The sequence below is a fragment of the candidate division WOR-3 bacterium genome (genome assembly GCA_039804025.1).
Lineage (GTDB): Bacteria > Hydrothermota > Hydrothermia > Hydrothermales > JAJRUZ01 > JBCNVI01.
The window spans coordinates 1-24,943 of sequence record JBDRZP010000015.1; the positions used below are offsets into that span (position 1 = coordinate 1).

The 24,943-nt window shown below is 28.6% G+C and carries 22 protein-coding genes and 1 tRNA gene; 13 read left to right on the forward strand and 10 right to left on the reverse strand.

The genetic code is table 11. The features are described from left to right. Together ABIN73_06420 and ABIN73_06425 are read left to right on the forward strand one after the other, a co-directional pair. On the forward strand, positions 1–514 hold a 514-nt coding region (locus ABIN73_06420), incomplete at its 5' end, for a tryptophan--tRNA ligase (protein ID MEO0269357.1). After that, complete coding sequence (locus tag ABIN73_06425) at positions 514–1,128, forward strand: riboflavin synthase (protein ID MEO0269358.1); 615 nt, start codon at positions 514–516, stop codon at positions 1,126–1,128. The genes ABIN73_06420 and ABIN73_06425, both read left to right, overlap by 1 nt. 109 nt (positions 1,129–1,237) lie before the next feature. Here ABIN73_06425 and ABIN73_06430 read toward each other — a convergent pair whose 3' ends face one another. Next, the gene (locus ABIN73_06430; GenBank protein MEO0269359.1) at positions 1,238–2,776 is read right to left on the reverse strand and encodes a sodium-dependent transporter; all 1,539 of its coding nucleotides are present in this window, start codon (positions 2,774–2,776) and stop codon (positions 1,238–1,240) included. Between the two features lie 277 nt (positions 2,777–3,053). On the opposite strand from ABIN73_06430, the gene ABIN73_06435 reads away from it, so the two are divergent. Then, positions 3,054–3,350: a PadR family transcriptional regulator gene (locus tag ABIN73_06435; GenBank protein ID MEO0269360.1), complete on the forward strand. Its 297-nt coding sequence runs from the start codon at positions 3,054–3,056 to the stop codon at positions 3,348–3,350. Positions 3,351–3,366: 16 nt separating this feature from the next. After that, on the forward strand, positions 3,367–4,023 hold the full coding sequence (locus ABIN73_06440) for a thioredoxin family protein (GenBank protein MEO0269361.1): 657 nt from the start codon (positions 3,367–3,369) through the stop codon (positions 4,021–4,023). A gap of 10 nt (positions 4,024–4,033) precedes the next feature. On the opposite strand, the gene ABIN73_06445 is transcribed toward ABIN73_06440, so the two are convergent. Then, positions 4,034–4,447, reverse strand: a complete 414-nt coding sequence (locus ABIN73_06445; protein MEO0269362.1) for a PPC domain-containing DNA-binding protein — start codon at positions 4,445–4,447, stop codon at positions 4,034–4,036. 210 nt (positions 4,448–4,657) lie between these two features. Between ABIN73_06445 and ABIN73_06450 the strand changes: the two genes are divergently transcribed. The 5 genes from ABIN73_06450 to rfbD are packed head-to-tail and all read left to right on the forward strand — an operon-like array spanning position 4,658 to position 11,778. Continuing rightward, positions 4,658–4,936: an acylphosphatase gene (locus tag ABIN73_06450; GenBank protein ID MEO0269363.1), complete on the forward strand. Its 279-nt coding sequence runs from the start codon at positions 4,658–4,660 to the stop codon at positions 4,934–4,936. Positions 4,937–4,944: 8 nt separating this feature from the next. After that, the gene (gene purL / locus ABIN73_06455) at positions 4,945–7,758 is read left to right on the forward strand and encodes a phosphoribosylformylglycinamidine synthase subunit PurL (protein MEO0269364.1); all 2,814 of its coding nucleotides are present in this window, start codon (positions 4,945–4,947) and stop codon (positions 7,756–7,758) included. After that, a complete protein-coding gene (locus ABIN73_06460) occupies positions 7,755–8,822 on the forward strand; it encodes a glycosyltransferase family 4 protein (protein ID MEO0269365.1) in 1,068 nt (355 codons plus the stop codon). Before purL ends, ABIN73_06460 begins: the two co-directional genes overlap by 4 nt. Beyond that, positions 8,819–10,951 carry a DNA translocase FtsK gene (locus ABIN73_06465; protein ID MEO0269366.1) on the forward strand — a complete coding sequence of 711 codons (2,133 nt, stop codon included), beginning with the start codon at positions 8,819–8,821 and terminating at the stop codon, positions 10,949–10,951. The genes ABIN73_06460 and ABIN73_06465 overlap by 4 nt, the downstream gene beginning before the upstream one ends. Then, a complete protein-coding gene (gene rfbD / locus ABIN73_06470; protein ID MEO0269367.1) occupies positions 10,948–11,778 on the forward strand; it encodes a dTDP-4-dehydrorhamnose reductase in 831 nt (276 codons plus the stop codon). Before ABIN73_06465 ends, rfbD begins: the two co-directional genes overlap by 4 nt. On the opposite strand, the gene ABIN73_06475 is transcribed toward rfbD, so the two are convergent. From ABIN73_06475 to ABIN73_06485, 3 genes are all read right to left on the reverse strand, one after another. Further along, a complete protein-coding gene (locus ABIN73_06475; protein ID MEO0269368.1) occupies positions 11,775–13,292 on the reverse strand; it encodes a BamA/TamA family outer membrane protein in 1,518 nt (505 codons plus the stop codon). The two genes, rfbD and ABIN73_06475, sit on opposite strands and share 4 nt — an antisense overlap. Before the next feature lie 166 nt (positions 13,293–13,458). After that, positions 13,459–15,219, reverse strand: a complete 1,761-nt coding sequence (locus ABIN73_06480) for a SurA N-terminal domain-containing protein (protein ID MEO0269369.1) — start codon at positions 15,217–15,219, stop codon at positions 13,459–13,461. A gap of 2 nt (positions 15,220–15,221) precedes the next feature. Continuing rightward, the gene (locus ABIN73_06485) at positions 15,222–15,842 is read right to left on the reverse strand and encodes a V-type ATP synthase subunit D (GenBank protein MEO0269370.1); all 621 of its coding nucleotides are present in this window, start codon (positions 15,840–15,842) and stop codon (positions 15,222–15,224) included. 23 nt (positions 15,843–15,865) lie between these two features. Between ABIN73_06485 and ABIN73_06490 the strand changes: the two genes are divergently transcribed. After that, positions 15,866–16,258, forward strand: a complete 393-nt coding sequence (locus ABIN73_06490) for an Ig-like domain-containing protein (protein MEO0269371.1) — start codon at positions 15,866–15,868, stop codon at positions 16,256–16,258. A 5-nt stretch (positions 16,259–16,263) separates the two neighbouring features. Here ABIN73_06490 and ABIN73_06495 read toward each other — a convergent pair whose 3' ends face one another. From ABIN73_06495 to thiE, 4 genes are all read right to left on the reverse strand, one after another. Beyond that, positions 16,264–17,529, reverse strand: coding sequence for a cytochrome c family protein (locus ABIN73_06495; protein ID MEO0269372.1), 1,266 nt, complete (start codon positions 17,527–17,529; stop codon positions 16,264–16,266). 13 nt (positions 17,530–17,542) lie between these two features. After that, positions 17,543–17,614 (reverse strand) — tRNA-Gln (locus ABIN73_06500). Then, positions 17,600–18,433 (reverse strand): 4-(cytidine 5'-diphospho)-2-C-methyl-D-erythritol kinase, encoded by an 834-nt coding sequence (gene ispE / locus ABIN73_06505; GenBank protein ID MEO0269373.1) that lies wholly within the window; start codon positions 18,431–18,433, stop codon positions 17,600–17,602. The genes ABIN73_06500 and ispE overlap by 15 nt, the downstream gene beginning before the upstream one ends. Beyond that, the gene (thiE, locus tag ABIN73_06510) at positions 18,411–19,046 is read right to left on the reverse strand and encodes a thiamine phosphate synthase (protein ID MEO0269374.1); all 636 of its coding nucleotides are present in this window, start codon (positions 19,044–19,046) and stop codon (positions 18,411–18,413) included. Before thiE ends, ispE begins: the two co-directional genes overlap by 23 nt. Before the next feature lie 17 nt (positions 19,047–19,063). Here thiE and ABIN73_06515 point away from each other — a divergent pair, with 17 nt between their 5' ends. Next, entirely contained in the window at positions 19,064–20,359 is a 1,296-nt protein-coding gene (locus ABIN73_06515) for an oligosaccharide flippase family protein (protein ID MEO0269375.1), read from the forward strand. Here ABIN73_06515 and ABIN73_06520 read toward each other — a convergent pair. After that, positions 20,356–21,708: an undecaprenyl-phosphate glucose phosphotransferase gene (locus ABIN73_06520; GenBank protein MEO0269376.1), complete on the reverse strand. Its 1,353-nt coding sequence runs from the start codon at positions 21,706–21,708 to the stop codon at positions 20,356–20,358. The genes ABIN73_06515 and ABIN73_06520 overlap by 4 nt on opposite strands. A gap of 26 nt (positions 21,709–21,734) precedes the next feature. On the opposite strand from ABIN73_06520, the gene ABIN73_06525 reads away from it, so the two are divergent. Beyond that, positions 21,735–24,035, forward strand: coding sequence for an AAA family ATPase (locus tag ABIN73_06525; protein MEO0269377.1), 2,301 nt, complete (start codon positions 21,735–21,737; stop codon positions 24,033–24,035). Continuing rightward, entirely contained in the window at positions 24,035–24,883 is an 849-nt protein-coding gene (locus tag ABIN73_06530) for a spore photoproduct lyase family protein (GenBank protein ID MEO0269378.1), read from the forward strand. The genes ABIN73_06525 and ABIN73_06530 overlap by 1 nt, the downstream gene beginning before the upstream one ends. Positions 24,884–24,943 lie beyond the last annotated feature (60 nt).

Genomic DNA, 24,943 nt, shown 5'->3' on the forward strand with positions numbered 1-24,943 from the left:
TCTTGAACTTTCAAGGGAACTTGCAAGAAGATTTAATTATCTTTTTGGTGAAACTTTTCCAATTCCTGAACCTATTCTTTCACCTTCTCCAAGGGTACCTGGGATAGATAAGAGGAAAATGTCTAAATCCCTGAATAATGCTATATATCTTTCAGATTCAAAAGAAGAGGTAGAAAACAAAATAAAAAAGGCATTTACTGATCCACAAAAGATTAAACTGGGTGATAAGGGACATCCTGATGGTTGTGTTGTTTTTGCTTATCACAATCTCGTAAATAGGGAAGAAGTTCCTGAGATAAGAAAAGGTTGTGAATCGGGAAAACTCGGATGTGTAGAATGTAAAAAAAACTGCGCTTTAAAAATGAATGAATTTCTTGAACCAATTAGGGAAAGAAGATTCAAATTAAAGGAAGATGAAATAAAGGATATTTTAAGAGAAGGAACTGAAAAAGCAAAAAAAGTTGCAGAAAAAACCATGGAAGAGGTAAGGGAAAAGATGAATCTCTGGAGATAGTGTTTACAGGAATAATAGAAAAAACTGGTAAAATAATTGATATAAAAACGAGAGGAGAAGGCAAGGAAATAAAGGTTAAGATTGAAGGTTTTAATTTAAAAAAGGGAGATAGTGTAAGTATTGATGGTGTTTGTTTGACGGTTGAAGAAATAAAAGGTAATGAATATCTATTTTATCTTTCTAAAAAAACTTTAAAAGATACAAAATTCGGGAAAAAACTTGAAAGGGGAATGATTGTTAATATTGAGGAATCACTAACGTTTTCAAAAAAGATAGGTGGGCATTTAATTGAGGGGCATGTTGATTTTTTTACAAAAATAAAAAATATAAAAAAAATAAAGGAGGAATTTGAATTTTCCTTTGAATTAAAAAAAGAATTTAAAGATTACATTTTTAAAAAATCTTCAATAGCAATTGATGGAGTCTCTTTAACAGTTCAGGATGTAGTGGAAAATTTTTTTAAGGTAATGATTATCCCCTATACTTATAATAATACCAATTTTAAATTTAAAAAGGTAGGCGATTATGTAAATGTAGAGTGTGATTTTTTAATAAAGGGAGTTATAAATTATATAAAAGGACTTTTATCTTTTAAAAATTTTAAAAAAACATAATAAAATTATTAAAATTCACTTCCCTTTTCAAAAACTTTTTTCATACAGTAGATAACAAGAGAAATGACAGTTGACCAGCCAATTATTAAAAAAATCCATCCACCTAAATTCATTCCTTCTTCTCCTTTTTAAAAGCAAAATGAACAAGTATAGAGGTAAAAACAAAAAATAGAACAATAAAAATTCTTGCTATCCATTTTCCTGGAGAAGTTTCTTTAAAAATAGAACCAAAATTCTGGAAAATCCAGAATGTAAAAATTATGATAAGGATTAAGGGTGTTATATATTTTAGAATAAAATAAAATATTTTTGGCACTTTTATATCAGCACCTTTATTTATCTCCTCCCATGCTTTATCAGGACCAAATAGCCAAATAAATATTATTGTTTCAAGTAAGGCAAAAAAAGTTATAAAAAATGTTCCAACCCAGAAATCAAGTTCATCAAGAAAACCTTTTAAAAAAATGGAAAAGTTTGCAAAAATGAAAATAAATAAACCCACCATTAAAACTGAAGGCAATCTCCTGATTTTAAATTCATCTTCAAGAAAAGCAATTGCAGGTTGAGTTAAAGCAAGAGAAGAAGTTATACCAGCAAAGAATAAAAGTGAAAACCATAAAAATCCAAAAAGAAAACCAAAAGGTAAATAAGAAAAAACTGCTGGAACAGATACAAAACCGAGACTGAAAGCCCCGGATTGAGCAATTTCCTTTGCACTTGCAAGTCCAAAGAAGGCACAGGCTGCTGGAATTGCTATTGATCCTCCAAGAACAACTTCAGCAAATTCATTTAAAGAAGCTGTTGAAAGACCTGAAAGGGCAATATCATCTTTTTCCTTTAAATAACTGGCATAGGTTAATATTGCTCCCATTCCAACACTTAAAGTAAAAAAAATCTGTCCTGCTGCTGAAAGCCACACATTTGGATTCAAAAGAGAAGAAAAATCAGGGTTCCATAAAAAACCGAGACCGTCAAGGACTGATACACTCGGGTCAACAGGGGAACCAAGTGTTAATACCCTTATAGCAAGGATTACAGCAAATAAAAATAAAGTTGGCATAGCAAGTTTAGCAAAAGCTTCAATACCACCTGATATTCCCTTTGCAAGAATAAAAATATTTAAAAAAAATGTTAAAAGAAAAATTAAATAAGCATAAAGAGAAGGTTTTAAAAATATAGGAGAATCACTATTAAACCCGGCATAATTTGATAAAAATGTCCCAAAAATTTTATTTATCTCTTCAAAATTTGCACCTTCAGGAACTTTTGGCAATTTTCCAAAAAGAGAACAAAAGGCATAACCAAGTGTCCATGACTCAATGTAGATATAATAAATAACTATTGCAATAGGTCCTGCAAGTCCAATAACACCAAGATACTTTGCCAAAGGGTTTCTCCATAACTTATCAAACATACCAGGAGATGTTCCATGCCCAAATTTTCCTCCATACCTTCCGATAGCCCATTCAACCCACATAAGAGGTATGCCTAAGAGCAGAAGAGAAATAAAGTAGGGTATCATAAAAGCCCCACCCCCATTTTTAGCAGCCTGAACTGGAAATCTTAGAAAATTACCTAACCCAACAGCATTACCAGCCATCGCTAAAATAAGACCGATCCTTGTTGCCCATCGTTGTCTTGAATTCATAGTAAATAATATAAGAAAAATAAAAGTCTTATATCAAAAACTTCGATTTATAAGATATAATTCCTTTTTATTTTCAAAGTCCTTTCAGACCTTTTTCTCACTTTCTCCATTTCAAATGGCTTCTCTAAAACTTTACATTTTTCTTTTCTTTGAGCCTTTAGTTCCTCCCTTTGAGCCCTAAATTTATTGAGTATTTTTTAATGTAAAATTGAGTAAAATGTAAAGACTTGAAAAAATATTTTTTATAAATTATTATTAGAATGAAAATATTATCAAAATGAAAATAAAATTTATTGACAGGTGTATAATAATTATGCTTGCCTCTAAAAAAATTCATGGTTATTATCTTTATAGAGAATTTAAAGATGCAGGATTTGATATATCCATGGTTAATTTTTATAAAAAATTAAAAAAACTTGAAAATATGGGTCTTATAAGTTCAGAATGGAGAATAGTAAATGGAAGACCCAGAAAAGTTTATTACCTTACTGAAAAAGGGGAAAAAAAACTTAAAGCTTGTAAGGAAAATTTAAAAAAATTTTTATTTAAAATAAAGGGTTCAATTCCCTTTTAAAAAAAGGAAAAAATCTATGGCACTTTTAAGGGATGAAGATAGAAGGGAAATAAAAAAATATTTTAATGAAAGATTAAAAGATGAAGTGAAACTTTTGCTCTTTACTCAGAAAATAAATTGCAGGTTCTGTAATGAAACAGAGGAACTTTTAAAAGAAATAGCAGAATTATCAAATGGTAAGATTATTCTTGAGATTAAAAATTATGCGATTGATAAAGAGGATGCTTTTAAATATGGAATTGATAAAGTTCCTGCCATAATTATTCTTGATAAAGACGGAAATGATAAGAGAATAAGATTTTTTGGAATACCAGCAGGTTATGAGTTTGCTTCTCTTTTAGAAGCAATAAGTATGGTCTCAAGAGGTGATTCTGGTTTAAGTGAAGAAATTAAAGAAAAAATAAGAGAGATAGATAAAGATATGCATTTGCAGGTTTTTGTTACACCTTCCTGTCCCTATTGTCCTCAAATGGTAGTTCTATCCCATAAATTTGCCTTTGAAAATGAAAAAATAAGAGGGGATATGATTGAAGTATCGGAATTTCCTGAACTTGCAGAACTTTATGAGGTTATGGGTGTTCCCAAAACTGTCATAAACAATAGGACATTCATTGAAGGTGCAGTATCAGTAAAAGATTATTTAAGAAGAATTCTTGAAGTTTTAAATTCTTAAAAATATGTTTTTAATCAAAAAAGAGTTTTTTTAACCCCTTTTCTTCTTTTCTTTTTACATCAATGTTTCCTTTTATAAGAAACATTTCAATTGTATTACATACTTTTGAAGAGATTAAATGTCCCCCTTTTACTTTTCCATCCCTTGTAGAAACTGTAATATGAAAATGATACGGGGGTTGTGTGGAAGGTGTTATAACACCTGAAATTCCTAAGAGTTCTAATGGTTCCTTTTCTTCATGAATTTCATACTCCTTACCATTCCAGAATCCCATTTTAATTTCTTTTACCATACCAAGGGCAGATACAACAGGCATTATTTTTTCTTTTTTAAATTCCTGAATAAATCTATCTATATTTTGAATGAAATCTTCCCCATCATCCATTATTAAAACAATAAAGTTTCCATCGTCTTTAAATTTCATTTTATTATTTTATTTAAAAAGCTTTTATTTTTTCTATTAGAAGAGAAAAATTGAGGTAAAATACAAAAGATTTTATGATAAAAGAAGACCATACAGGAACATTTTGTAGTATAAAATCCTTGTAATCTTATTGAGCCAGAAAAATTCAATATTGGTATGGTATTCTACATTAACTTGTAAGTTAAAAAACTTTTAATTTATTCTTTATATATGAAAAAAAGAGTTCACCTCCTGATCTATGGCAGAGTTCAGGGTGTCTTTTACCGAGCATTCACAAAAGAAAAAGCTGATCTCTACGGCATTAAAGGATGGGTCAGAAATCTAAGAGATGGAAGGGTAGAAGCAGTTGGTGAAGGTGAGGAAGAATTGTTAAAAGAATGGATAAAGGACCTATGGAAAGGACCTGAGCTTGCAATTGTTAAAGAAATAAATGAAGAATGGTCAGATAACCTTGAAAATTTTCCTGATTTTGAAATAAGATACTTTTAAAAAAATAAATGAATGTTTATAAATTTTTCATAAAAGACCTTTTCTCTGAAACTTTAAAAGATTATCTTGAAATAGCAAAAGAACTTGGATTAAAAAATCTGGAAAATGTAGAAGAATACAGAATTCTGTGGATAAAAAGCTCTGAAAAAAAAGAAATAATTGAAAAAATACTCTTAGAATGTATAATTGATGAAAATGAAGAAAAAATTCTTGTTCTAAATAAAACAGATAACTCCTATGAAATCACTTATCACTTTGGAGTTAAAGATCCTGAAGCAGAAGAAATAGAAAGAATATTTAGTGAAAAAGGTGTTCCTATTAATGTTAAAAGAGGTAAAAAAATCATAATTAAAGGTAATTTAAATGAAAAAGAAATTGAATATTTCGCCAAAAAAGCACTTTACAATCCAATAATTGAAATTTTTGAAAAAGAAATAATTAACCCATTTTTTGAACCCTCTGAAATAACACCTGAAAATGAAATTGTTGAAATAAGAAATCTTAACACTAAAAACTTAATAAAACTTTCAAAGGAAAAACACTTCTATTTACTTAAAGATGAAATGAAATTAATAAGAGATTATTACAGAAAAATTAAAAGGGAACCAACCTTAATTGAACTTGAAACTTTTGCCCAGATGTGGTCTGAACACTGTGTCCATAAAACCTTTAAAGGAGAAATAATCTATGGAAATAGAAAAATTTCTTTATTAAATGAAATCAAAAAAATATCAGAAAAAAATAGAAAAAAATTTTGCCAGGTTCTTTTTAAAGATAATGCCGGAATTTTTAAATTCGATAAAAATATTTCAATATGCGCAAAAGTTGAAACCCATAACCACCCCTCTGCTCTTGAACCTTACGGTGGAGCATCAACAGGTATTGGTGGAGTTATAAGAGATATACTTGGAGCAGGACTTTCAGCAAAACCAATAGCAAATATTGATGTCTTTTGCGTTGGCAACCTTGATACCAAACATGAAGAACTTCCAGAAGGAATACTCCATCCTAAAAGAATCTTAAAAGGTGTTGTAAAAGGTGTTGAAGATTACGGAAACAGGATGGGAATACCAACAGTTTGTGGTGCTGTTATCTATGAAAAGGAATACCTAACAAATCCCCTTGTCTTCTGTGGCACAATAGGTATATTGCCTTCTAAATTTGTAAGAAAAAAAGTTAAACCCGGTAACTTAATAATCCTTGCAGGTGGAAAAACTGGGAAAGATGGTATACATGGAGCAACTTTCTCTTCAGCAGAACTTACAGAAACTTCTGAAGAAGTTCATATTTCAGCAGTTCAGATCGGTGACCCAATAACAGAAAAAAAACTTCTTGATGCTATCCTTGAAGCAAGAGAAAAGAAACTCTTTAATTTCATAACTGATGTAGGAGGCGGTGGACTATCCTCTGCAATAACAGAAAATGTTTATCCTTTTGGTGCAGAAATTCATCTTGAAAGAGTTCCTTTAAAATATAAGGGACTTTCCCCAAGAGAGATATGGATTTCTGAATCACAGGAAAGAATGATTCTTTTTGCTGATAAAAAAAATACTCTAAAATTAAAAGAAATTTTTGAAAAACACAATGTTGAAGTAACTATTTTAGGAGAAGTTAAAAAAGACGGTAAATTAAAACTCTTATACAATAATAAAATTTTTGGTGAAATAGATATCAAGTTTATACATGAAAAAAGACCTATAATAAAAAGAAAAGTAGAAAAATTAAAAATAAAGGAAAGAAAATTTATTCCAAGAGAATTAAATCTAAATGAACTTAAGGAAATTTGCTTAAAAATTTTATCTTTACCTAATATTAGGTCAAAAGAAGAAATAATAAAAAGATATGACCATGAAGTTCAAGGAAAAACTTTTAAAAAACCATTAGAGGGAAAAATATTTAAATCTCCTTTTGATGGCAGCATAATTAAACCTATCAGAGATTCAAAAAAAGCACTTGCAATCTCTATTGGAATTAAACCCTCTTATTCAAGAATTTCCCCTTTCAATTCAGCTTTGAATGCTGTTGATGAAGTAATAAGAAGTCTTATAAGTAAAGGGGCTAGCCCTGATAAAATTGTCTTACTTGACAACTTTTGCTTTGCAAGTCCAGAGGATAAAAGAACACTTCAAGAGATTGTAGAATCTGTTCTTGGAGCAATAGAAGGAGCAAAATTTTATAAAGTTCCTTTTATTTCAGGTAAAGATTCTCTATATAATGAATTTAAGGCAAAAAATAAGAAATATAAAATCTTACCAACAACACTAATAACAGGAATTGGAATAGTTGATGATGAAAAAATAGTTCCCTCCTCTTATTTTAAAAGTATAAATAACCCTGTATATGTCATTGGAAAAACTAATTTAGAAGAAATTGGTGGAAGTGAATTTTTAAAAATCAAAAAAATCTTTAAAAAAGGTATTGTTCCGAAAGTTTATCCTCAAAAATTTCTTAAACTCTATAATAAAATTTACCTATCTTTAAAAAAGGAAATCTTTGAATCAACTCATGATGTAAGTGAAGGTGGCATATTTACTGCTTTAAGTGAAATGTGTTTTGCTCTTAAAAGAGGAATTGATATTGATCTTAGAAATATTAAAAGACCAGATCTGTTTTTATTTTCAGAATCAGCAGGTAGAATAATAGCAGAGATTAAAAAAGAAAGAGAAAAAGAATTTTTACTTACTTTTAAAAATTTACCTATCTTTAAACTTGGAAAAATAAATGAAAGCGGAATAATTAAAATAATAACAAGAAAAGGTGAAATTGAATTAAAGGTAGAAGAACTTTATAAAGAATATTCGAAATCTCCTTTTTTGCCATGAATAAAAGGGCTCTTGTTCTATCTGATGCTTCATCTACCCATACTTGGAACTGGATAGAAGGTTATAAATCTCTTGGCTATAAAGTTTACCTTTTATCCTTTGAAGAACCCCTTTTAAATACAGATAGTTTGGAGGATTTTATTAAAATTAATTCAAGATTTAAACCCTCTTTCCCAAGATACCTTTCAGGAGCAAATGTGGTAAAAAATTTTATACATAAAATAAACCCTGATATAATCTTTGCTCATTTTATACCAAATTACGGATTTCTATCATACCTTCAGGGAGAAAAACCTTTTGTTCTTTTTTGTTGGGGTAGTGATCTTATAAAAGTTGCTTTTAAATCATTTATACATAAATTAATTTCAAAAAGAATTTTTAATAAAGCAAAACTAATAGTAGTTGATGCTAAATTTATGAAAGAAATAATTGTAACTAAATTCAAAATAAATTCAGAAAAAATTATAATAATACCTTTTGGTGTAAATAGAGAATTAAGAGAAAGAGGGAAAAATATTAAAAAAGATGATAAAAGAACTATCCTTTTTACAAATAGAAAGCTGGAAAGAATTTATAATCCCTTTGTAATTATAGATGCCCTTTCAAAAATTCAAAACAAGAATTTTAAAATTATATGGATAGCAAGGGGTTCTCTTGAAAAAAAGGTAAAGGAAATGGTATATAGAAAGGGAATCTTCGATAAGGTTGAATTTCTTGAATTTCAGGAAAGAGAAAATCTATATAAATTGCTTGAAGAGTCTGATATATATTTATCCTCATCCCTCTATGACGGGACAAGTGTTTCATTACTTGAAGCAATGTGTTTCGGTCTTTTTCCTGTAGTTTCTGATATTCTTGGAAACAGGGAATGGATTCTTGATGGTGTGAACGGTTTTCTCTTTGATCCTTTAAACTCAGAAGAACTCAGTAAAAAAATAAAAGAAGCTATTGATAATAAAAACTTAAGAATTAAAGCTGGCGAAATAAACAAAAATATTATAGAAATGAAAGCAAACTGGGAAGATAATTTAAAGAAGTTTTATGATAAAATAAAAAATATATGAAAAAAAACTTTGGAATTTTTCTTCTTGTTGTTTCAGTTTATATCTTGATTTCTCTTTTACCTATAAAACCAAATTTAGGAGGGAATTTTGGTGAAATTATTAAAAAATTTTTTTTAAAAGAATTCGGAATTATTTATTCCTTTTCAATAACGTTCTTTTTATTGGGACTTTCCCTTTTTTTAATTAATGAAAAATTTAAAAAATTATTCTTTACCTTAACCCTCTATTTTTTACTTTTACCTTTTGGATTATTTTTTATCTTTGAGGGGCTTATTGAAAAAAATACAAAAATATTCTTTTTTTACAAAAAAATAAGGGAACTTTTTAACGTATATCCCCTATTTATCATTTTATTCCTCCTTATTTCACCTTTTTATATGTATCTAAAAAATTTAAAATTTAAAAAAAAGATAAAATTAGAACCAAAGATTAAAGAACAAAAGAAAGAAAAAAAAATTGAAATTAAGGAAAAAGAAGAAAATAAAGAAGGATCAATAAAAGAAATAAAAATTGATAAAGAAAAATTATTACAGATTTTTAAAATAGAGGAAATAAAAACTGAATTAAAAAAACAGGAACTGGAAGAAGAAGCAAAAAAAATAAAAGAAAAACTTGAAGAATTTGGAATAAAGGGAGAAATTAAGGAAATTCACCCTGGACCTTTTATTACCCTTTATGAATTTGAACCTGAAAAGGGAATTCAAATTAAAAGAATTAAAAACCTTTCAGAAGACCTTGCTTTAAGAATGAAATCTTCAAGAGTTAGAGTTGTAACTCCATTGCCCGATAAAGGAACAGTTGGTATAGAAGTTCCAAATAGAAAAAATATAACACTACGAATTGGAAACCTTTTAAATTCAAAAAACTTTTTTAAAACAAGTTTATTAACAATACCCTTTGGGGTTACAACAGATGGAAACCCCTATTTTGCTGATCTTACAAAAATGCCTCACCTTCTTATTGCAGGTGCAACAGGAAGCGGAAAATCTGTTTTTATAACCTCAATAATTGTCTCAATAATAATAAAGGCAAACCCTAACGAAGTAAAACTCCTTCTTATTGATCCAAAAAGGGTTGAACTTTCAAGATTTGAAGGAATACCTTACCTTTTAACAAATGTTATAAACGATAGAAAAAAGGCTATTGATATCCTGAAACTTGCAACAAACTGGATGGAAGAAAGATACAAAATATTCGCAAAAGAAGGTGTAAGAGATATAGAAAGTTATAATAAAAAGAAAAAGGATAAAATGGCTTATATAGTTATAATTGTTGATGAATTTGCAGATCTCATGTTAACAGAAAAAAATAAAATTGAATACTCCATAACAAGACTTGCCCAGATGGCAAGAGCTGTTGGAATACATTTAATTATTGCTACACAGAGACCATCTGTTGATGTTATAACTGGTATAGTTAAAGCTAATTTTCCTGTAAGGGCTTCCTTTAGGTTACCAACAATAACAGATTCAAGAACAATCCTTGATGTTTCAGGAGCCGAAAAACTTCTTGGAAGCGGTGATATGCTTTTTGTTCCTCCAGGAAAAGGTGAACCTATAAGACTTCACGGACCCTTTGTGTCTGATGAAGAAGTTGAGGAACTTGTAAAAAGAATTACAATTCCTTATTTCACAAAAAGATTTAAGGAAATAACAGGTAAAAAAATAAGTTCTGAGAAAATCGAAATTTTATATGAAAAGGGGCTAATTCCCTTTATAACAGGTCAGAGAATTGAAGCCATTGATGAAACAAAGGAACACATATTCAATTTAATGAAGGAATACTTCTCAAATATTGAAGAATTCGAAGAAAGTTTAAATCTTGTAAGAGAAAATTACTATGAAAAATTAAGTGAAATAACTTTTGAAAGTGAAGAAGAGGGAATAGAACTCATTGATATTGAAGGTAAAAAAGTTGATTCTCTCATTAAGGAAGCTGCTTATATAGTTGTTTCAAGTAAAAAAGCATCAGCAACCCTTCTTCAGAGAAAATTAAACATAGGTTTTCCAAGAGCTGCAAAAATCATTGATCAATTAGAAGAACTCGGTATAGTGGGACCTTCTGAAGGATCAAAACCAAGAAAAGTTCTTGTTTCCCTTGAAGAGCTTTCAAAACTCTTGAAATCTTGAAAATACTTTTAACAGGCGCAACTGGAATGCTTGGCAATAAAATTCTTGAAAAGATAGATTATGATTTTATAAAACCTGACAGGAAATCCCTCGATTTATCAAAACCTGAAGAACTTACAAATTTTTTAAAAAAATTACCTGAAATTGATGGAATCTGGCATATTGCAGCATATACTGATGTGGAAAAAGCTGAAATTGACGAAGAAAACTCTTATCTTGTTAACTGGATATCAACAAAAATTCTTACTGAATTTTCAATTAAAAAAAACATAAGAATTTTATATATAAGCACAGATTATGTATTTGACGGTTTTAAAAATAGCCCCTATAAGGAGTGGGACAAAACAAATCCTTTAAATGTCTATGGAAAAAGTAAACTCTTTGGAGAAAAAGAAGTTTTGAGGAATAAAGAAGGTCTTGTTATAAGAACATCATGGCTCTTTGGTGAAAGGGGGAAAAATTTTGTTACAAAAATTATAGAAAAAGCAGAAAAGGAAAAGGAGATAAAAGTTGTAATTGATCAATGTGGCAGTCCCACTTATACTGAGGACCTTGCTATCGCACTAAAGATGTTGTGGGAAAAGAATGAGTCGGGTATATTTCACTTTTCAAACAAAGGTGAAGTATCTTGGTTCGAATTTGCAAAGGAAATTTTCAATTTACTTGGTATAAAAAAAGATATTAAACCCGTTTTACAAGAAGAACTCAATTTAAAGGCTAAAAGACCCTTTTATTCAGTTCTTGACACTTTTTTAATTGAGAATAAGTTAAAAATAAAAATACGTTCTTGGAAAGAAGCTCTTAAGGATTATATAGAAAATATTTAAAAACTTTGACCAAGCCCAAGATAAAGGAAAACTTCCTTTGTTTTTAGAAAATGATTATTCGTTGCGAAATCTATTCTGAAAGGAAGTATACCGAAATAATATCTAATACCTATACCAAAACCAAATGCGTTATTTCTAAAAGATTTATAGGAAAAAATATTAGAATTTGTTCCTGTGTCAAAAAACAAAACAAATTGTAAATAATCTGTTAAAAATTTTCTTGCTTCAAAATTAAATAAATAAAAGTTAGTTCCACTTCTTATACCTCTTATATCAAAATCCCCAACTGAATATCTCTTTACACCTCTTAAACTTCCTTCACCACCCAGTAAAAACCTCTCAGAATAAGGAACTATTTCAGTTGGGAGATAAGGAATAACATGTCCTCCTGAAATTTTAAAAGCAAATGTATAAGTTTTAACTGTTTCAAAAAAAGAATAACTATAACCTATTTTAATTATATTTTCTGTTCCACCAAAAATTGAACCGTATGTATTTATGTAACTGTGAAAGTAATAACCACTTTTTGTATTTAGGATATTATCCCTTAAATCCTGTGAGTAAGAAAAACCCATACCATTCAAATAGAATAGATCTTCTCCTTTTTCTATACTTTTTATGTTTTGCCAAATAAAGCTATTTTCAAATACCCAAAAGTTCCTTTTTATAATATATCTTGATTGAAAACCAAACCTTCTAACATCCTCAATTCTATCAATGTAATAAAAAGGTAAAAGTTCAAGTATATTTTTTCTTATTACAAAATTCGGATCTTGGTATCTTATTGACATTTCTTCATGTAAAAAAATTTTTGAATTAAATTGAAATCTTGTTAAAAGAGCAAGCTTTTGTGCATTATTGAAAATATTGAGGTGTTCAAGTTCAAACTTAGCTTGGGAAAATCCATCACTTGAATAACCGTAACCTGTTCTTAAAGCCCTCATTTTCTCTTCTCTCAAATTAAAAGAAATAACTGCCTCTGTTGAATCGGAGTTGGGTAATATCTCATAACTTACACTTTTTATGATACCCAGTGAATACAGATTTTTTATTGAAATATAAATTTTATCAAAAGAGATGTATTCACCTTCCTTTAACTCTATGGCATCAAGAGCAATTTTTTTTCTTGTTTTCTGTGATAAACCTAAAACCTTTATCTCTTTTATTTTAATTTTTTTACCAGGTTTTAAATTATATAAAATTTTTAGAGTATCAGCTTTTTTTTCCTCTATTCTTTCGTAATTAAAGAAAATAAACCCATTGTTAGTGAAGTAAGTGTAAAGTTTTTCTTCAAACTGAGATAAAATATCCTCTGAATAATAAAAAGGCATTTTTTTCTTTAAAAATTTCAGAAGGTAATTAAAGGAATCGGGTAAGAGCGAAATTTCTTTGATTATTTTTCTCTCCCCTTCATAAATGTAAACATAAAGGATATCCTTTTCATCTCTTTTTGTTATTTTATAGTCAATTATTCTAAAATCAAGATATCCATTAGTCTTATAAAAATTCTCCACCTTGTTTAAACCTGTTAAAATTAAAAAACTTTTAATTTCTTTATTAAGGGGTATTCCTGAAACTTTTATCAGTTTTTTATTGCTAAAAGCCCTTGGTTCAAGAAAATATATATCTTTAAGTTTGTAAGTAGAAACAAGCTGATTAAAAATAAAATATACTAATAAATTATTCCAGAAGATTTGACCTATAATCTTTTACACCTTCCTTACTTATCAATTCCTGCTGAAATGAATTAAAAATTTTTCTCTGTAAACCTGAGAGATAATTCTGATAGTAATCATTAATTTTTGCTGATACTTCATCAGGAGAAGGCTCCTTTTTATCAATCAATTCTATAACTATAACAGAACCAGGAACATTTACTTTTTTCTTTTCACCTTTTTCCATTTTTAAAAGGGTCCCCAAAATTCTATCAGGATCAGCTATACCAAAAACCCTATCAAAGAAATTTACATTATTAAAATCCCTGACAATAACTAAATTTTTATCATAATCCTCACCCTTTATAATTTTCTCAGCAATATTTAAACCCATCTTCTCTTTCTTATTCCTTAAGAACATAAATTTCACCCTGCTTTTTGCCTCTTCAAATTCTTCATATTTTTCAGGAACTTTTTTAAGAATTTCTATGATATAAAATCCTTCAGGTGTCCAGAATTTTTGAAGAGAACCAATTTTTGATTTTTCTATCCACTTTTTTATATTTTCATAATCTCCAATACCAGGAATAAAAGGAATATCAAAGGGAACTTCAGTAGTTTCTTTATATTCAAGTTTATACGATTCTGCACCTTTTTTAAGACCTTCACTTTTTGCTATCTCAAAAACATTTTTAGCCTTTTCTCTTAAGCTTGATCTTGTTTCATAAGATGTATTAATAAAAAAGCTCACTAAAACCTTATACTTTATTTCCTTTTCTTTCTTTTCCTCAATACTGAATAAAAAGGCTGTGTCACCTAATATTTCAGGATTTGTAATTTCTTTTTCCTTATACTTATTTAAAATTCCATATTTTCTTGATTTTTCATTTGCTATGAAAGTTGTGTCTTTTCTATATTTTAAAATTCTTGTATAAGTTTTTGCTTCACCGATGTCAATCTCTTTATTTGTTAAGAGATTCTTTATTTCTTCCAGCTCTTTCAAAACACTTTCAGTATCAAGTTTTGAAGGCTTAAACTCAATTTTTACATAACCTATTTTATAAAAACCTTTTTTCTTAAACTCTTTTTTATTTTTTTCATAATATTTCTTTAATGTATCATCATTGAATTTAAATAAAGTATCAGGTATTTGAAAATATGGTATTTGATAATACTTAAAAGTGAAACCTGTAAGTCTATTAAAAAGTTCCTTTTCTACTTCATCTCTTGAAATGTGAATCATAGATGTAATGTCAAGATTCATAAGTTCAACTGGATAGGATTCTGTAATATTTTTAGCATAAGCTAAAACAAGTTCCCTATTTTCAGGATTTTGTAAAAATTCCTGATATTTTTTAATATCAAAGGAATCCTTTTTCCAGAAGGAACTATCCCTAAGTATCTGAGGAGGAGGAAGGTTCATTATTATTGTATTTAAAAGCTGATCATCAATAATTAACTTTCTTTTTTTCTGAATTTCCGAAAATCTTATTTTAAATAAAAGTTCATTAAAGGCTCTTGACTCAAGAATCATCATATCCCTATCACTCAAATCACCTTTTGCTTCTCTTTCTTTTTCTATTAAATCATTCAATAAATTCTGGTAAGCATCATAACTAACCTGCACCTTATCTATTTCAGCTATTATTCCCCTCTGGTAAGGCTTTACAATCTGAATACCTGCAATATTCATTCCCAATTCAAGAAAAATCCATAAAATAAAGGCAAAGGCCATAAATAAAAGCACTAATCTTGCGTTTTTTCTAATGGATTGCATTAAAGCCATTTTTAAGCCCTCTTTTTCTTTAAAAGCTTCATTCTGAATTTATCCTCTCTTTCTCTGTCCTCAAGCACTCTTCTTATATAATTAACTTCTTCCTTAAGTTGTGGTATTATTTTCTGCTCAAGAGCATTAACTCTCCTTGTTGTTTTTTTTATCTCTTCACCTATTCGTTTAAACCTAATTTCAAGAGGAACAATTGAAAGAATCTTATCTATCAAAATTTCAAAGGAATCAGCTGTTTCGTCAATTCTTGTTGTAACTGAAAAGGGACTATAACCTCTTAAAAGTATATTTTTCTTTCCATCTTTCTTTTCAATCTCAGGTATTGAAACACCCCATACTTTTTTTTCCTTCATTTTAAGTATAAGTTCCTTAGCTGAAGCAAGGGCAGCGGATCTCAATTCTTCTGAACCATCCTTTCCGAGAGCAAAAATTAAAGTATTAACAGCCTTTGTAAGTATTTCATCAAGTTCCTTATATTCCTTTAGAAGCGGTTTTATAAGATTCAAAAATTCAGAAAGCAGAGCATCTCTTTTATTTTTGAGCAAAGAAGCACCACTTTCTGCTACTTTTATCTGCCTTTTTTTAATCAACATATTCATCCTTGTGGGAGTGATATTTTCCATGCTATTATTATATATTAAAAATAATGAAATTTTCTAAAAAGATATTTCTCCTTTTCATATTTTCCTCCTGCGGCTATAAAGCACCACCACCTGGAAAACCGGATTTTGAAAATCCAAAAATTAAGGTAATTAATTTAAAAGACAAAGATACTATAAGAGACACTATTAAAATATCCTTAGAAGTTGAGGATAATTCAAAAATTAAATGGGTAAAAATGATTGTGGATGGTAAAGAATTTATAATTGATACAATACCCCCTTTTGAATTTAAATTATCACCACCCCAAAAAAAAATAAATATTCTGTTTCAAGCAATGGACAAATGGGAAAATATTGGAAGTTCAAAAACTTTTGAAATTTTTGGTCCCTTTATAGATACAGTAAAGGTTGATACTTTAAAGAAAAAGAAAAAATAAAAAAATTAATGCTTTATTTTTTCCCAGTACTTAGCATATTCAAAATCAGGACTCTGATCCTGATTGTGACACTTTTTGCAGTTTTCCTCTTTATATGTAATAGCCCTTTTATCACTTAAATGATTTCTTAAATCAACATAATGACACTCAGAACAATGGATATTTGCAAGTTCCTTTGAACTTTCCATTGATTGAAAACCACCCAATTTACCATAACCTGTTGTATGACAGGATAAACATTTAAAGTCCCTTTCTTTTTTTAAAGAAATAAGAACATCAATTGCTTTTGAATGTTTTGTGTTTTTCCATTTTAAATATTCCTGAATATGACAATTTTTACAGGCTGAAGATAAAGGAAAACTATTTTCCCTTTGTGACCTTTCCATAAATTTTTTTCTAATATCCTCTATTTCTTTTTTCCTCATGTTCTCCCATTTTTCCTTTAATTTCTCTACCTCTAAATCCTTTTCAATTTTGTTATCAAGAGGAATATTGAGAACTTTCTTAACCTCAATTTTATTACCTTTTTTTGCAAAGAAAACGAGTGGCATGTATAAGCCGTATCTTGAAATAGTTAAAGAATAAATTCCCTTTTCCTTTTTAAAACTAACATCAAATTTTGTTGAATTACCTATAATATTGAAAACATTACAATTTGAATCAAAGGGTAATTCAGTATTATAGGGAGTAACTATAAAAAGAATTGAACTTTCTTTCTTCAGTTTTTCTTTTAATTTATCAAATATATTTTTTTCATATTCTGGAAGCTGTGATAATGAGCCTTTTGGAATATAAGAGGTAAAATAAATTTTTATTCCACTTAATATAAAATCTTCATAAGGAGTTAAAAGCTCACTGTACTCTGAATTCATATTGAAATAGGGATATTTCAAATTTCTTACAAGATACTCAATATCTTCTTTTCTTGATGAAGCTTCTCTGTTAAGAAGAGCCATTGCTTTAATATCCATCATCTTCAATATATCTTTAAAAATCTTTAAAAGATTTCTGTTAGAAGATGGACTCACATAATTTCCCGTGTCAAAGGTAAGGAGTTTCTTACCGTATTTTTCCTTCAATCTTTTTATAACAAAAACTCTCTTTGAAAGTTCTCCTCCTCTAAAGGGTGGATTTCCACATCCACAGGGTTCAAAATTGTTACCAACATCAGAATTAAGTGCAATCACAAAATCAAAGGAGTCTGGATGAGGCAAATCCTTAAAGGGTGAATCTGCTGCTTTAATAAGAAAAAGAATTAAAAAAGTTTTCATTTTAAATTATAAACTGGGGCGGGTGGATTCGAACCACCATTCTGGGATCCAAAATCCCATGTCCTGCCGATTAGACGACGCCCCATTGTCTGCACCAGAAAATCTTTCCTTTTTGAGCTTCAATATTAATTTTATCCTCAAAAACTGATACAAGGCAAGAACCACTACCTGTTAAAAAACTTTTTAAAGCCCCTTTTTCTTTATAAAAATCAATTAAAGTTTTATATTCAGGAAATTCTTTAAAAATTATTTTTTCAAAATCGTTTTCAATACTATAAAGTGCCTCTTGATATTTATTCTCTTTTAACAAATTAACTACCTTATCAAAATTTTCCTCTTTTTTACTTATATTCCCTGATAGGTTTTTCGATATAGCACCATATGCCCACCTTGTATCTATTTTAAAACCAGGATAATGGATGAGAAAATAAAAGGGAAATTTTATATCAATTTTTTTAATCTCATTTCCTTTACCTTTTACAATTGCCGGTTCCTGAAAGATAAAAAAAGGAACATCAGAACCAATTTTTTCTGCTATAATTAACATTTCCTCAACACCAAGTTTCAATTCATACATCTCATTTACAGCTTTTATAATACTTGCTGCATTTGAACTACCACCTCCGAGTCCACCCCCTATGGGAATTTTCTTATTTATAAAAATATCTGCACTTAAAAATTTTCCGGTTTCTTCGCTCATAATTTTTAGGGTTTTAAAAACTATATTCTCATCACCAATTGGACCTTCAGTTGCTGTTATCCTTGTTAGTTCGGAATAATTTATTTCAATCTCATCACATAAATCAATTGGAATAAAAATAGACCTTATCTCATGAAAACCATCTTCTCTTTTAAATAAAATCCACAAACCAAAATTTATTTTAGAAGGTGAGAGAACCCTCATTGTATAAAAGGATTTTCTCTCTCATTTCAAAAGCATTGATAAAGGGGTCTTCTCCCTCGTAAATACCAGAGATAGCACAAATACCACATTTTACTCTGTTTAATAAAATTGAAATATTATCTTTATTTATTCCACCAATTACATATAGGGGAATTTTTAAAACATCTTTTGCTTTTTTTATGGTATCAAAAGGAACTATCTTTTTATCTTTTTTCGTGGGTGACGGAAAGGGAGAGGACATTGAAACATAGTCAGCCCCGATATTCTCTGCTTCCTTTGCTCTTTCTATACTATCATAACAGGAAACTCCAAGAATTTTATTACCAATTTTTTTTCTAACATAAGCTATATCAGCATCATCCTTACCTATATGAACACCATCTGCCTTAAGTAAAAGGGCAATTTCAGGATCATCATTTACAATAAAGGTAACACCATAAAAATCACATAATTTTTTTACACTCTTACCTATTTTTATAATTTCTTCTTTTTCAACTCCTTTCATTCTTAATTGAAAAATTTTAACTCCTCCCAAAATGGATCTTTCTATTTTGTAAAGCAAATTATCATCTTTTGAACCAAATATACCGTATAATAATGGTAATTTTCTCACAATTAAATATAACAAAAATGAAAAAAATTATCAAGGATACAGTAATTTTTGCTGGTGCAAATACAATTTCTTTTGTAATAAGTGCCCTGGGTGGATTTTTAGTAGCAAAAATTCTTGAACCAGAAGGTTATGGAGGATTTTCTGCTTATAAACTTTTTATTTCCTATCTCATAAATTTGCATATGGGAATTTTTCAGGGGCTTCAGAGAGAGATTCCTTTTTATAGAGCAGTTCAAAAAGAGGACAAATTGAAATCTCTTTTAAATACAGCCTTTTCTTTTACTTTTTTAATTTCTCTTTTAAGTATTATTATTCTTCTTTTATCCTCAATTACTTCCTCAGAATTTTTCAGAAAATCCTTTTTTATAACTCTTCCACTTATACCCTTTTATTTTTTAAAAGAATTTTACAGATTTGCAATGAAGGGACTTGAAAAGTTTAAGGAACTATCCTTTTTAAATATCTTTGATTCAATAAATCTTATTGTTTTCGTAATATTTTTCTCTATTTATTTTAAGGCAGAAGGAGCAGTATTAGGTTTTGGTATATCCCATTTTATTCTTTTCTTTTTCGCCTATTTTTTTACAAGAATTATTTTTTTTAATTTTAAAATTAAATTTGAAGATTTAAAATCTCTTTTTACAGTGGGGTTCCCTATTTTTTTTATCGGTGTATTAAATATTTTTTTATTTTCAATTGATAGAGTTTTCATTCTTGGAATTTACGGTAGAAGAGAATTTGGAATATATGCAATGGCAATGAATTTTTTAAATCTTATATTTCAGGTACCCATAGCTGTTGCAACTATATTTTTACCTTTTCTTACAAGAAAAAAAGCAAAAGAGGGTTCTTTAAGTGAATTTATTATAAAAAGAGATTACATAATATATATTTATTTAATCTTAGTATCACTTCTTGTAATTATTTTTTATCCAATGGCTTTTTTTGTCATAAAAAGATTTTTACACAAGTATTACACAGCTCTACCACTTCTTAAATTTTTACTCTTATTTATTCCCTTCCCAACACTTAATTATTTCTTTTATTCCTTTCTTATTGCAGAAAACAAACATTTCTATATCATTCCCTATCACCTTATTTTAATTCCTTTCACAGTTATTGTGAATTCAATTTTTATTCCAAAATTTGAACTAAAAGGTGCTTGCTTATCCTATCTTATTTCGCAGTTTTTATTTACATTAATAACAATTTTTTTAACATACAGGTTTATTAAATTTAAAATTTTAAGAACACTTACTTTTGTTGTTTTAATTTCCTTTTTACATTTTTTAATATTTGAATTAATTTTTTAATAAGCGTTTTTCTGAGATAAAAAGATAAAAATTGTTTTTAAAATAATCTTTAAATCTAATAGAAAAGACCAGTTGTCAATGTAATAAAGATCATATCTTAACCTTTCTTCTATTGATGTGTCACCACGCCAACCGTGAACCTGTGCCCACCCAGTTATACCTCCTTTTACTCTGTGTCTTTCATCATATCTTGGTATCTCCTTTTTAAACTTTTCCACAAAAAATGGTCTTTCAGGTCTTGGACCCACTATACTCATATCACCTTTCAGAACATTTATGAACTGGGGGAATTCATCAATACTAAATTTTCTTAAAATTCTTCCTATTTTCGTAACTCTTGGATCAGAGGGACTTGTAAACTTCGGTTCTGGTTCTTTGTCTGCTCCAACATACATTGTTCTGAATTTATATAACATAAATATTTTACCATCCTTTCCCACCCTTTCCTGTTTATAAAAAACAGGACCCTTTGAAGTTAATTTTATTATTATTGCAATAAGAACAAAAAGTGGAAAAAGAAGGATTAAAAGAGTAAAAGAAAATACAATATCAAAAGTTCTTTTTACAAACCTCTGGTATAGATTTAATCCCTTCTCTTTCAACTTTAAAAGGGGAATACCGTCAAAAGAAAGTGTATCAGTTCCCATTAACATAAGTTCATATATATCAGGAGCAAGGTAAATTTCCATTTTTTTCTTTTCAATTTTTTTCATGATTTCAGGTATTAAAAACTGTTTCCCAAAAGGTATGGCAAGAATAAGTGTGGTTCCTTCTGCTGGATTTTCTTCTCCACTAATAAATTCCTCAGCAGTTAAAATTTTATTAATTTTTAAACCCAGTTCAGGCTTTTCCTCAATCCTTGACCTTATAGCCCTCAATATATCTCCTTCCCCCACTATTATTGCATCCTTTTTTATAATTCCCTTTTTAAATAAAATTTTAACAACACTTCTGAATATAAATCTGAAAATAAACTCATAGAAGGAAATAAAAATAAAATAAAAAGATACTACAAGCCTTGAATATAAAATCTGCCTGTAATAGAAAGAGATAAATGTAATAAAAAGAATATACAAAAAATTAACCTTTAAAATTTCAAAAAAAGAATCAAAAAGACTTAGGTTTTTTTCTTTCTCATAAATTCCTTTTGACAAATAAATTAAAAGTCCTATAATAAAAACAACAAGAAATGATTTCAAATAAACCTCATAGGGTACAGGTTTCCTCCATAGGGGAATAAATCCACTCTGAAAACGAAGCCAATATGCTGTTTTAAACCCGAAAAAAAGTGAAATGGCATCAAGAACAAAAAGGGTTATTTTTTCAAAAGGATGTCCTTTTAATCCCATATTGAATTATTATAAAATAAATCTATATGAAAACTCTCAATCTAAAAGACCTTGACTATATTAGAAACTTAAAAATAAAAGTTAAAAATATTAAGGGTTTAAAACCCCTTGAAGGATTTATAGGTCAGAAAGAAGCTGTTAAAAAAATGGAATTCGGTTTAAAAATAAGTTCAAAAAGTCATCATATTTTTGTATCAGGAAAACCGGGAAGTGGAAGGACAAGTATGGTTCTGGAATATGTATCAAAAATAGCTGAAAAAATGCCTCCTCCACCTGATGTTATATATGTGTTTTCACATGAAAATCCCTTCTCCCCCAAAGCAATATTATTGGAAAATGGGCAAGGTAAAAAATTTAAAAAGGATTTTGAGGATGCTATAATTGAGAGTCTTGAAGAAATAAGAGAAATCACTAAAAAAAGGGAATTTAATGAAGCAAAGGAAAAAATTTTTAAAAATTTATTAATGCAAAGAGAAAATATCCTTAATAAAATCTATGGAAAAGCTAAGGAACTGAATATTCTTATAAAACCAAAGGAAGACGGTTTTGACTTATTCCCTCTATTAAAAGGTAAAGTCTTAACACCAGAAGAGTATTCTGAGCTCACTCAACCGGAGAAAGAAGAATTTGAAAAGAAATTTGAAGAAATAAGAAGGGAAATTACTTCAAGGGTTTCTGAAATAGAAAAAATAAACGAAGATTTTAAAGAAAAAATAAGAAATTTACTATCAGAGTTCGGAGCAAAAACTTTATTAACCATTTTTCCACCTTTAATTGGAAAATATCTAAATAATGAAGACATTATAAAATATGTAAAAAATTCAGTACAGGATATTTTAGAAAATTTAGACTATATAACTTCAAAACCCGATGAAGCCTATTCCTTTTTTAAAGAAAAATATAAAGTTCACCTTTTTGTGGATAATTCAAATCAGAAAGGTGCTCCAATTGTTCTTGAAACTCACCCAACCCTTTCAAGAATAATAGGAAGAATTGAAAGGGTTCTTGAAAATCCAACACTTGATTTTTCAGGAATAATGCCAGGTGCTTTTCACAGAGCAAATGGAGGTTTCTTAATTATTCCTGCTGAAGAACTTTTAAAAATTGAACCGGCTTACACCTTTATGAAATGGACTTTAAAATCTGGTAAAATTTTAATTGAAAATTTATCGGAAGAAGAAAATATTCAAACAACCAAAACCATCAAACCAGAACCTGTCCCTTTTAATGGAAAAGTGATTCTTATAGGCACTCCTTACACATTTTTCTACTTAAAGGAAAATGACCCTGATTTTAATGAATTATTTAAAGTCCATATAGAATTTAAGACTGTTATGGAAAAAAGTCAAGAAAATTTAACTGATTATTTAAGATTTATAAAAACATTCTGTGATAAAGAAAACCTTTTATATCCAGATACAAAGTCAATAAAAAAAATTTTATGGTATTCATCAAGACTCGCAGAAAACCAAAACAAACTTTCAACAAATTTTGGAGCAATATGTGACCTTTTAAGGGAAGCAAATTTTCTTGCTAAAAGTGAGAACAAAAAGGAAATAAAAGAAAATCATGTGAAAGAAATTATTAAAAATAGATTTAAAGAAACTGAAATTGAAGAAACATATTTTGAATGGATTAAAAAGGGAATAATTCAAATCGATTTTGAAGGTAAAAAGGTTGGAACAATAAACGGACTTACTGTTCTTACTTATGGACAAATAGTCTTTGGAAGACCAGTCAGGATAACTGCAACATGCTCAGCTGGTAAAGAGGGAGTAATAGATATTGAAAGGGAAGCTGAATTATCCGGTCCTATACACACAAAAGGAACACAGATATTAAGAGGTTATCTTGGATACAAATACGGACAAAACTTTCCCATTTATATGACAGCAAGGATTGTTTTTGAACAAACTTATGAAGGTGTAGAAGGAGATAGTGCATCCCTGGCAGAACTTCTTGCAATAATTTCATCCCTTTCAGAATATCCTGTTTACCAAAACTGTGCAGTAACTGGCTCTATAAATCAATTTGGAGAAGTACAGGCAGTTGGTGGCTTAAATGAAAAAATTGAAGGAATTTATAGAGCTCTAAAATATAAAGAATTTAAAGGAAAATTCAAAGTAATAATTCCTGAATCAAATATAGCGAATCTCTGTCTTCAGGATGAAGTTCTTGAGTTTATAAAAAAAGGTAAAATAGAGATTATAGCAATTAAAAATATTGATGAAGCAATAAGAATAGTTTTTAATAGAAACCCTCAAACTGTTCATGAAAAGGTTCTCTCAAAGCTTAAAAAATATTACAAAATTTTAAAATCAGAATAATGGGATATATAAGTTTATTTGACCCTTTTAAAGATGGTCTCTGTACCTGTGAAAAAAAATATACTGTCAATCCCTATACGGGTTGTAATCACAGATGCAGATACTGTTATATAACAAGTTATATAAAAGATGGATTCAAATTAAGGTTAAAGAAAAATTATATTGAGATTATAAAAAGGGAAATTAAAAAAATAAAAAATGTTTATCCTTTCAACCTTTCTTCTTCCTCTGACCCTTATCCAGAAATTGAAAAAAAATTACTTTTAACAAGAAAAACTCTTCTTCTATTAAAGGAAAAAAATTTTAAGGTTTCAATAATAACAAAGTCACCACTTGTTTTAAGGGATATTGATATACTTAGAGAAATGAACTCTTTTGTATCTTTTACAATTACCCATTATTCAGATGAAATTTCAAGGAAAGTTGAACCATTTGCGCCACCTGCAAGTGAGAGAATAAAAGTAGCAGAAAAATTAATAAGGGAAGGAATAAAAGTTTGTATAAGAATCGATCCTGTTATTCCCGGATATAATGATAAAGAGGATATAGCTTATAAAATTTTAAAAAATCTTAATGGAGTTTTTATGGTTGTTTTTTCAACATATAAAGCAAAACCGGATAATTTTTTAAGAATGAAAGAAATATTTCCCTATTTAGAAAATTTACCATGGGAAAAAAAGAAAATAAGAGGTTATAGGTACTTAAGTTATGATTTTAGAAGGGAAATTCTTGAAAAACTTGTAAAAGAAGCAAAAAATTATTGTGAAAAAATTGGATTATGCAGGGAAGGTTTACCGGATTTAAAAAATTCAAAATCCTGTGATCCTGTTTTTGAGTTAAATCTTTGAATTTAAATATTATTTTTGATAAAATGATAGTTTAAGGTTCAAATCCCGTTAAATTATTTA

Excerpts from the sequence above, each read along its gene's own strand:
- ABIN73_06430 (MEO0269359.1), bottom strand. The coding sequence starts at position 2,776 with ATGAATTCAAGACAACGATGGGCAACAAGGATCGGTCTTATTTTAGCG.
- ABIN73_06435 (MEO0269360.1), top strand. The coding sequence starts at position 3,054 with ATGAAAATAAAATTTATTGACAGGTGTATAATAATTATGCTTGCCTCT.
- ABIN73_06440 (MEO0269361.1), top strand. The coding sequence starts at position 3,367 with ATGGCACTTTTAAGGGATGAAGATAGAAGGGAAATAAAAAAATATTTT.
- ABIN73_06445 (MEO0269362.1), bottom strand. The coding sequence starts at position 4,447 with ATGAAATTTAAAGACGATGGAAACTTTATTGTTTTAATAATGGATGAT.
- ABIN73_06450 (MEO0269363.1), top strand. The coding sequence starts at position 4,658 with ATGAAAAAAAGAGTTCACCTCCTGATCTATGGCAGAGTTCAGGGTGTC.
- purL (MEO0269364.1), top strand. The coding sequence starts at position 4,945 with ATGAATGTTTATAAATTTTTCATAAAAGACCTTTTCTCTGAAACTTTA.
- ABIN73_06460 (MEO0269365.1), top strand. The coding sequence starts at position 7,755 with ATGAATAAAAGGGCTCTTGTTCTATCTGATGCTTCATCTACCCATACT.
- ABIN73_06465 (MEO0269366.1), top strand. The coding sequence starts at position 8,819 with ATGAAAAAAAACTTTGGAATTTTTCTTCTTGTTGTTTCAGTTTATATC.
- ABIN73_06480 (MEO0269369.1), bottom strand. The coding sequence starts at position 15,219 with ATGGCTTTAATGCAATCCATTAGAAAAAACGCAAGATTAGTGCTTTTA.
- ABIN73_06485 (MEO0269370.1), bottom strand. The coding sequence starts at position 15,842 with ATGGAAAATATCACTCCCACAAGGATGAATATGTTGATTAAAAAAAGG.
- ABIN73_06490 (MEO0269371.1), top strand. The coding sequence starts at position 15,866 with ATGAAATTTTCTAAAAAGATATTTCTCCTTTTCATATTTTCCTCCTGC.
- ABIN73_06495 (MEO0269372.1), bottom strand. The coding sequence starts at position 17,529 with ATGAAAACTTTTTTAATTCTTTTTCTTATTAAAGCAGCAGATTCACCC.
- ispE (MEO0269373.1), bottom strand. The coding sequence starts at position 18,433 with ATGAGGGTTCTCTCACCTTCTAAAATAAATTTTGGTTTGTGGATTTTA.
- ABIN73_06515 (MEO0269375.1), top strand. The coding sequence starts at position 19,064 with ATGAAAAAAATTATCAAGGATACAGTAATTTTTGCTGGTGCAAATACA.
- ABIN73_06520 (MEO0269376.1), bottom strand. The coding sequence starts at position 21,708 with ATGGGATTAAAAGGACATCCTTTTGAAAAAATAACCCTTTTTGTTCTT.
- ABIN73_06525 (MEO0269377.1), top strand. The coding sequence starts at position 21,735 with ATGAAAACTCTCAATCTAAAAGACCTTGACTATATTAGAAACTTAAAA.
- ABIN73_06530 (MEO0269378.1), top strand. The coding sequence starts at position 24,035 with ATGGGATATATAAGTTTATTTGACCCTTTTAAAGATGGTCTCTGTACC.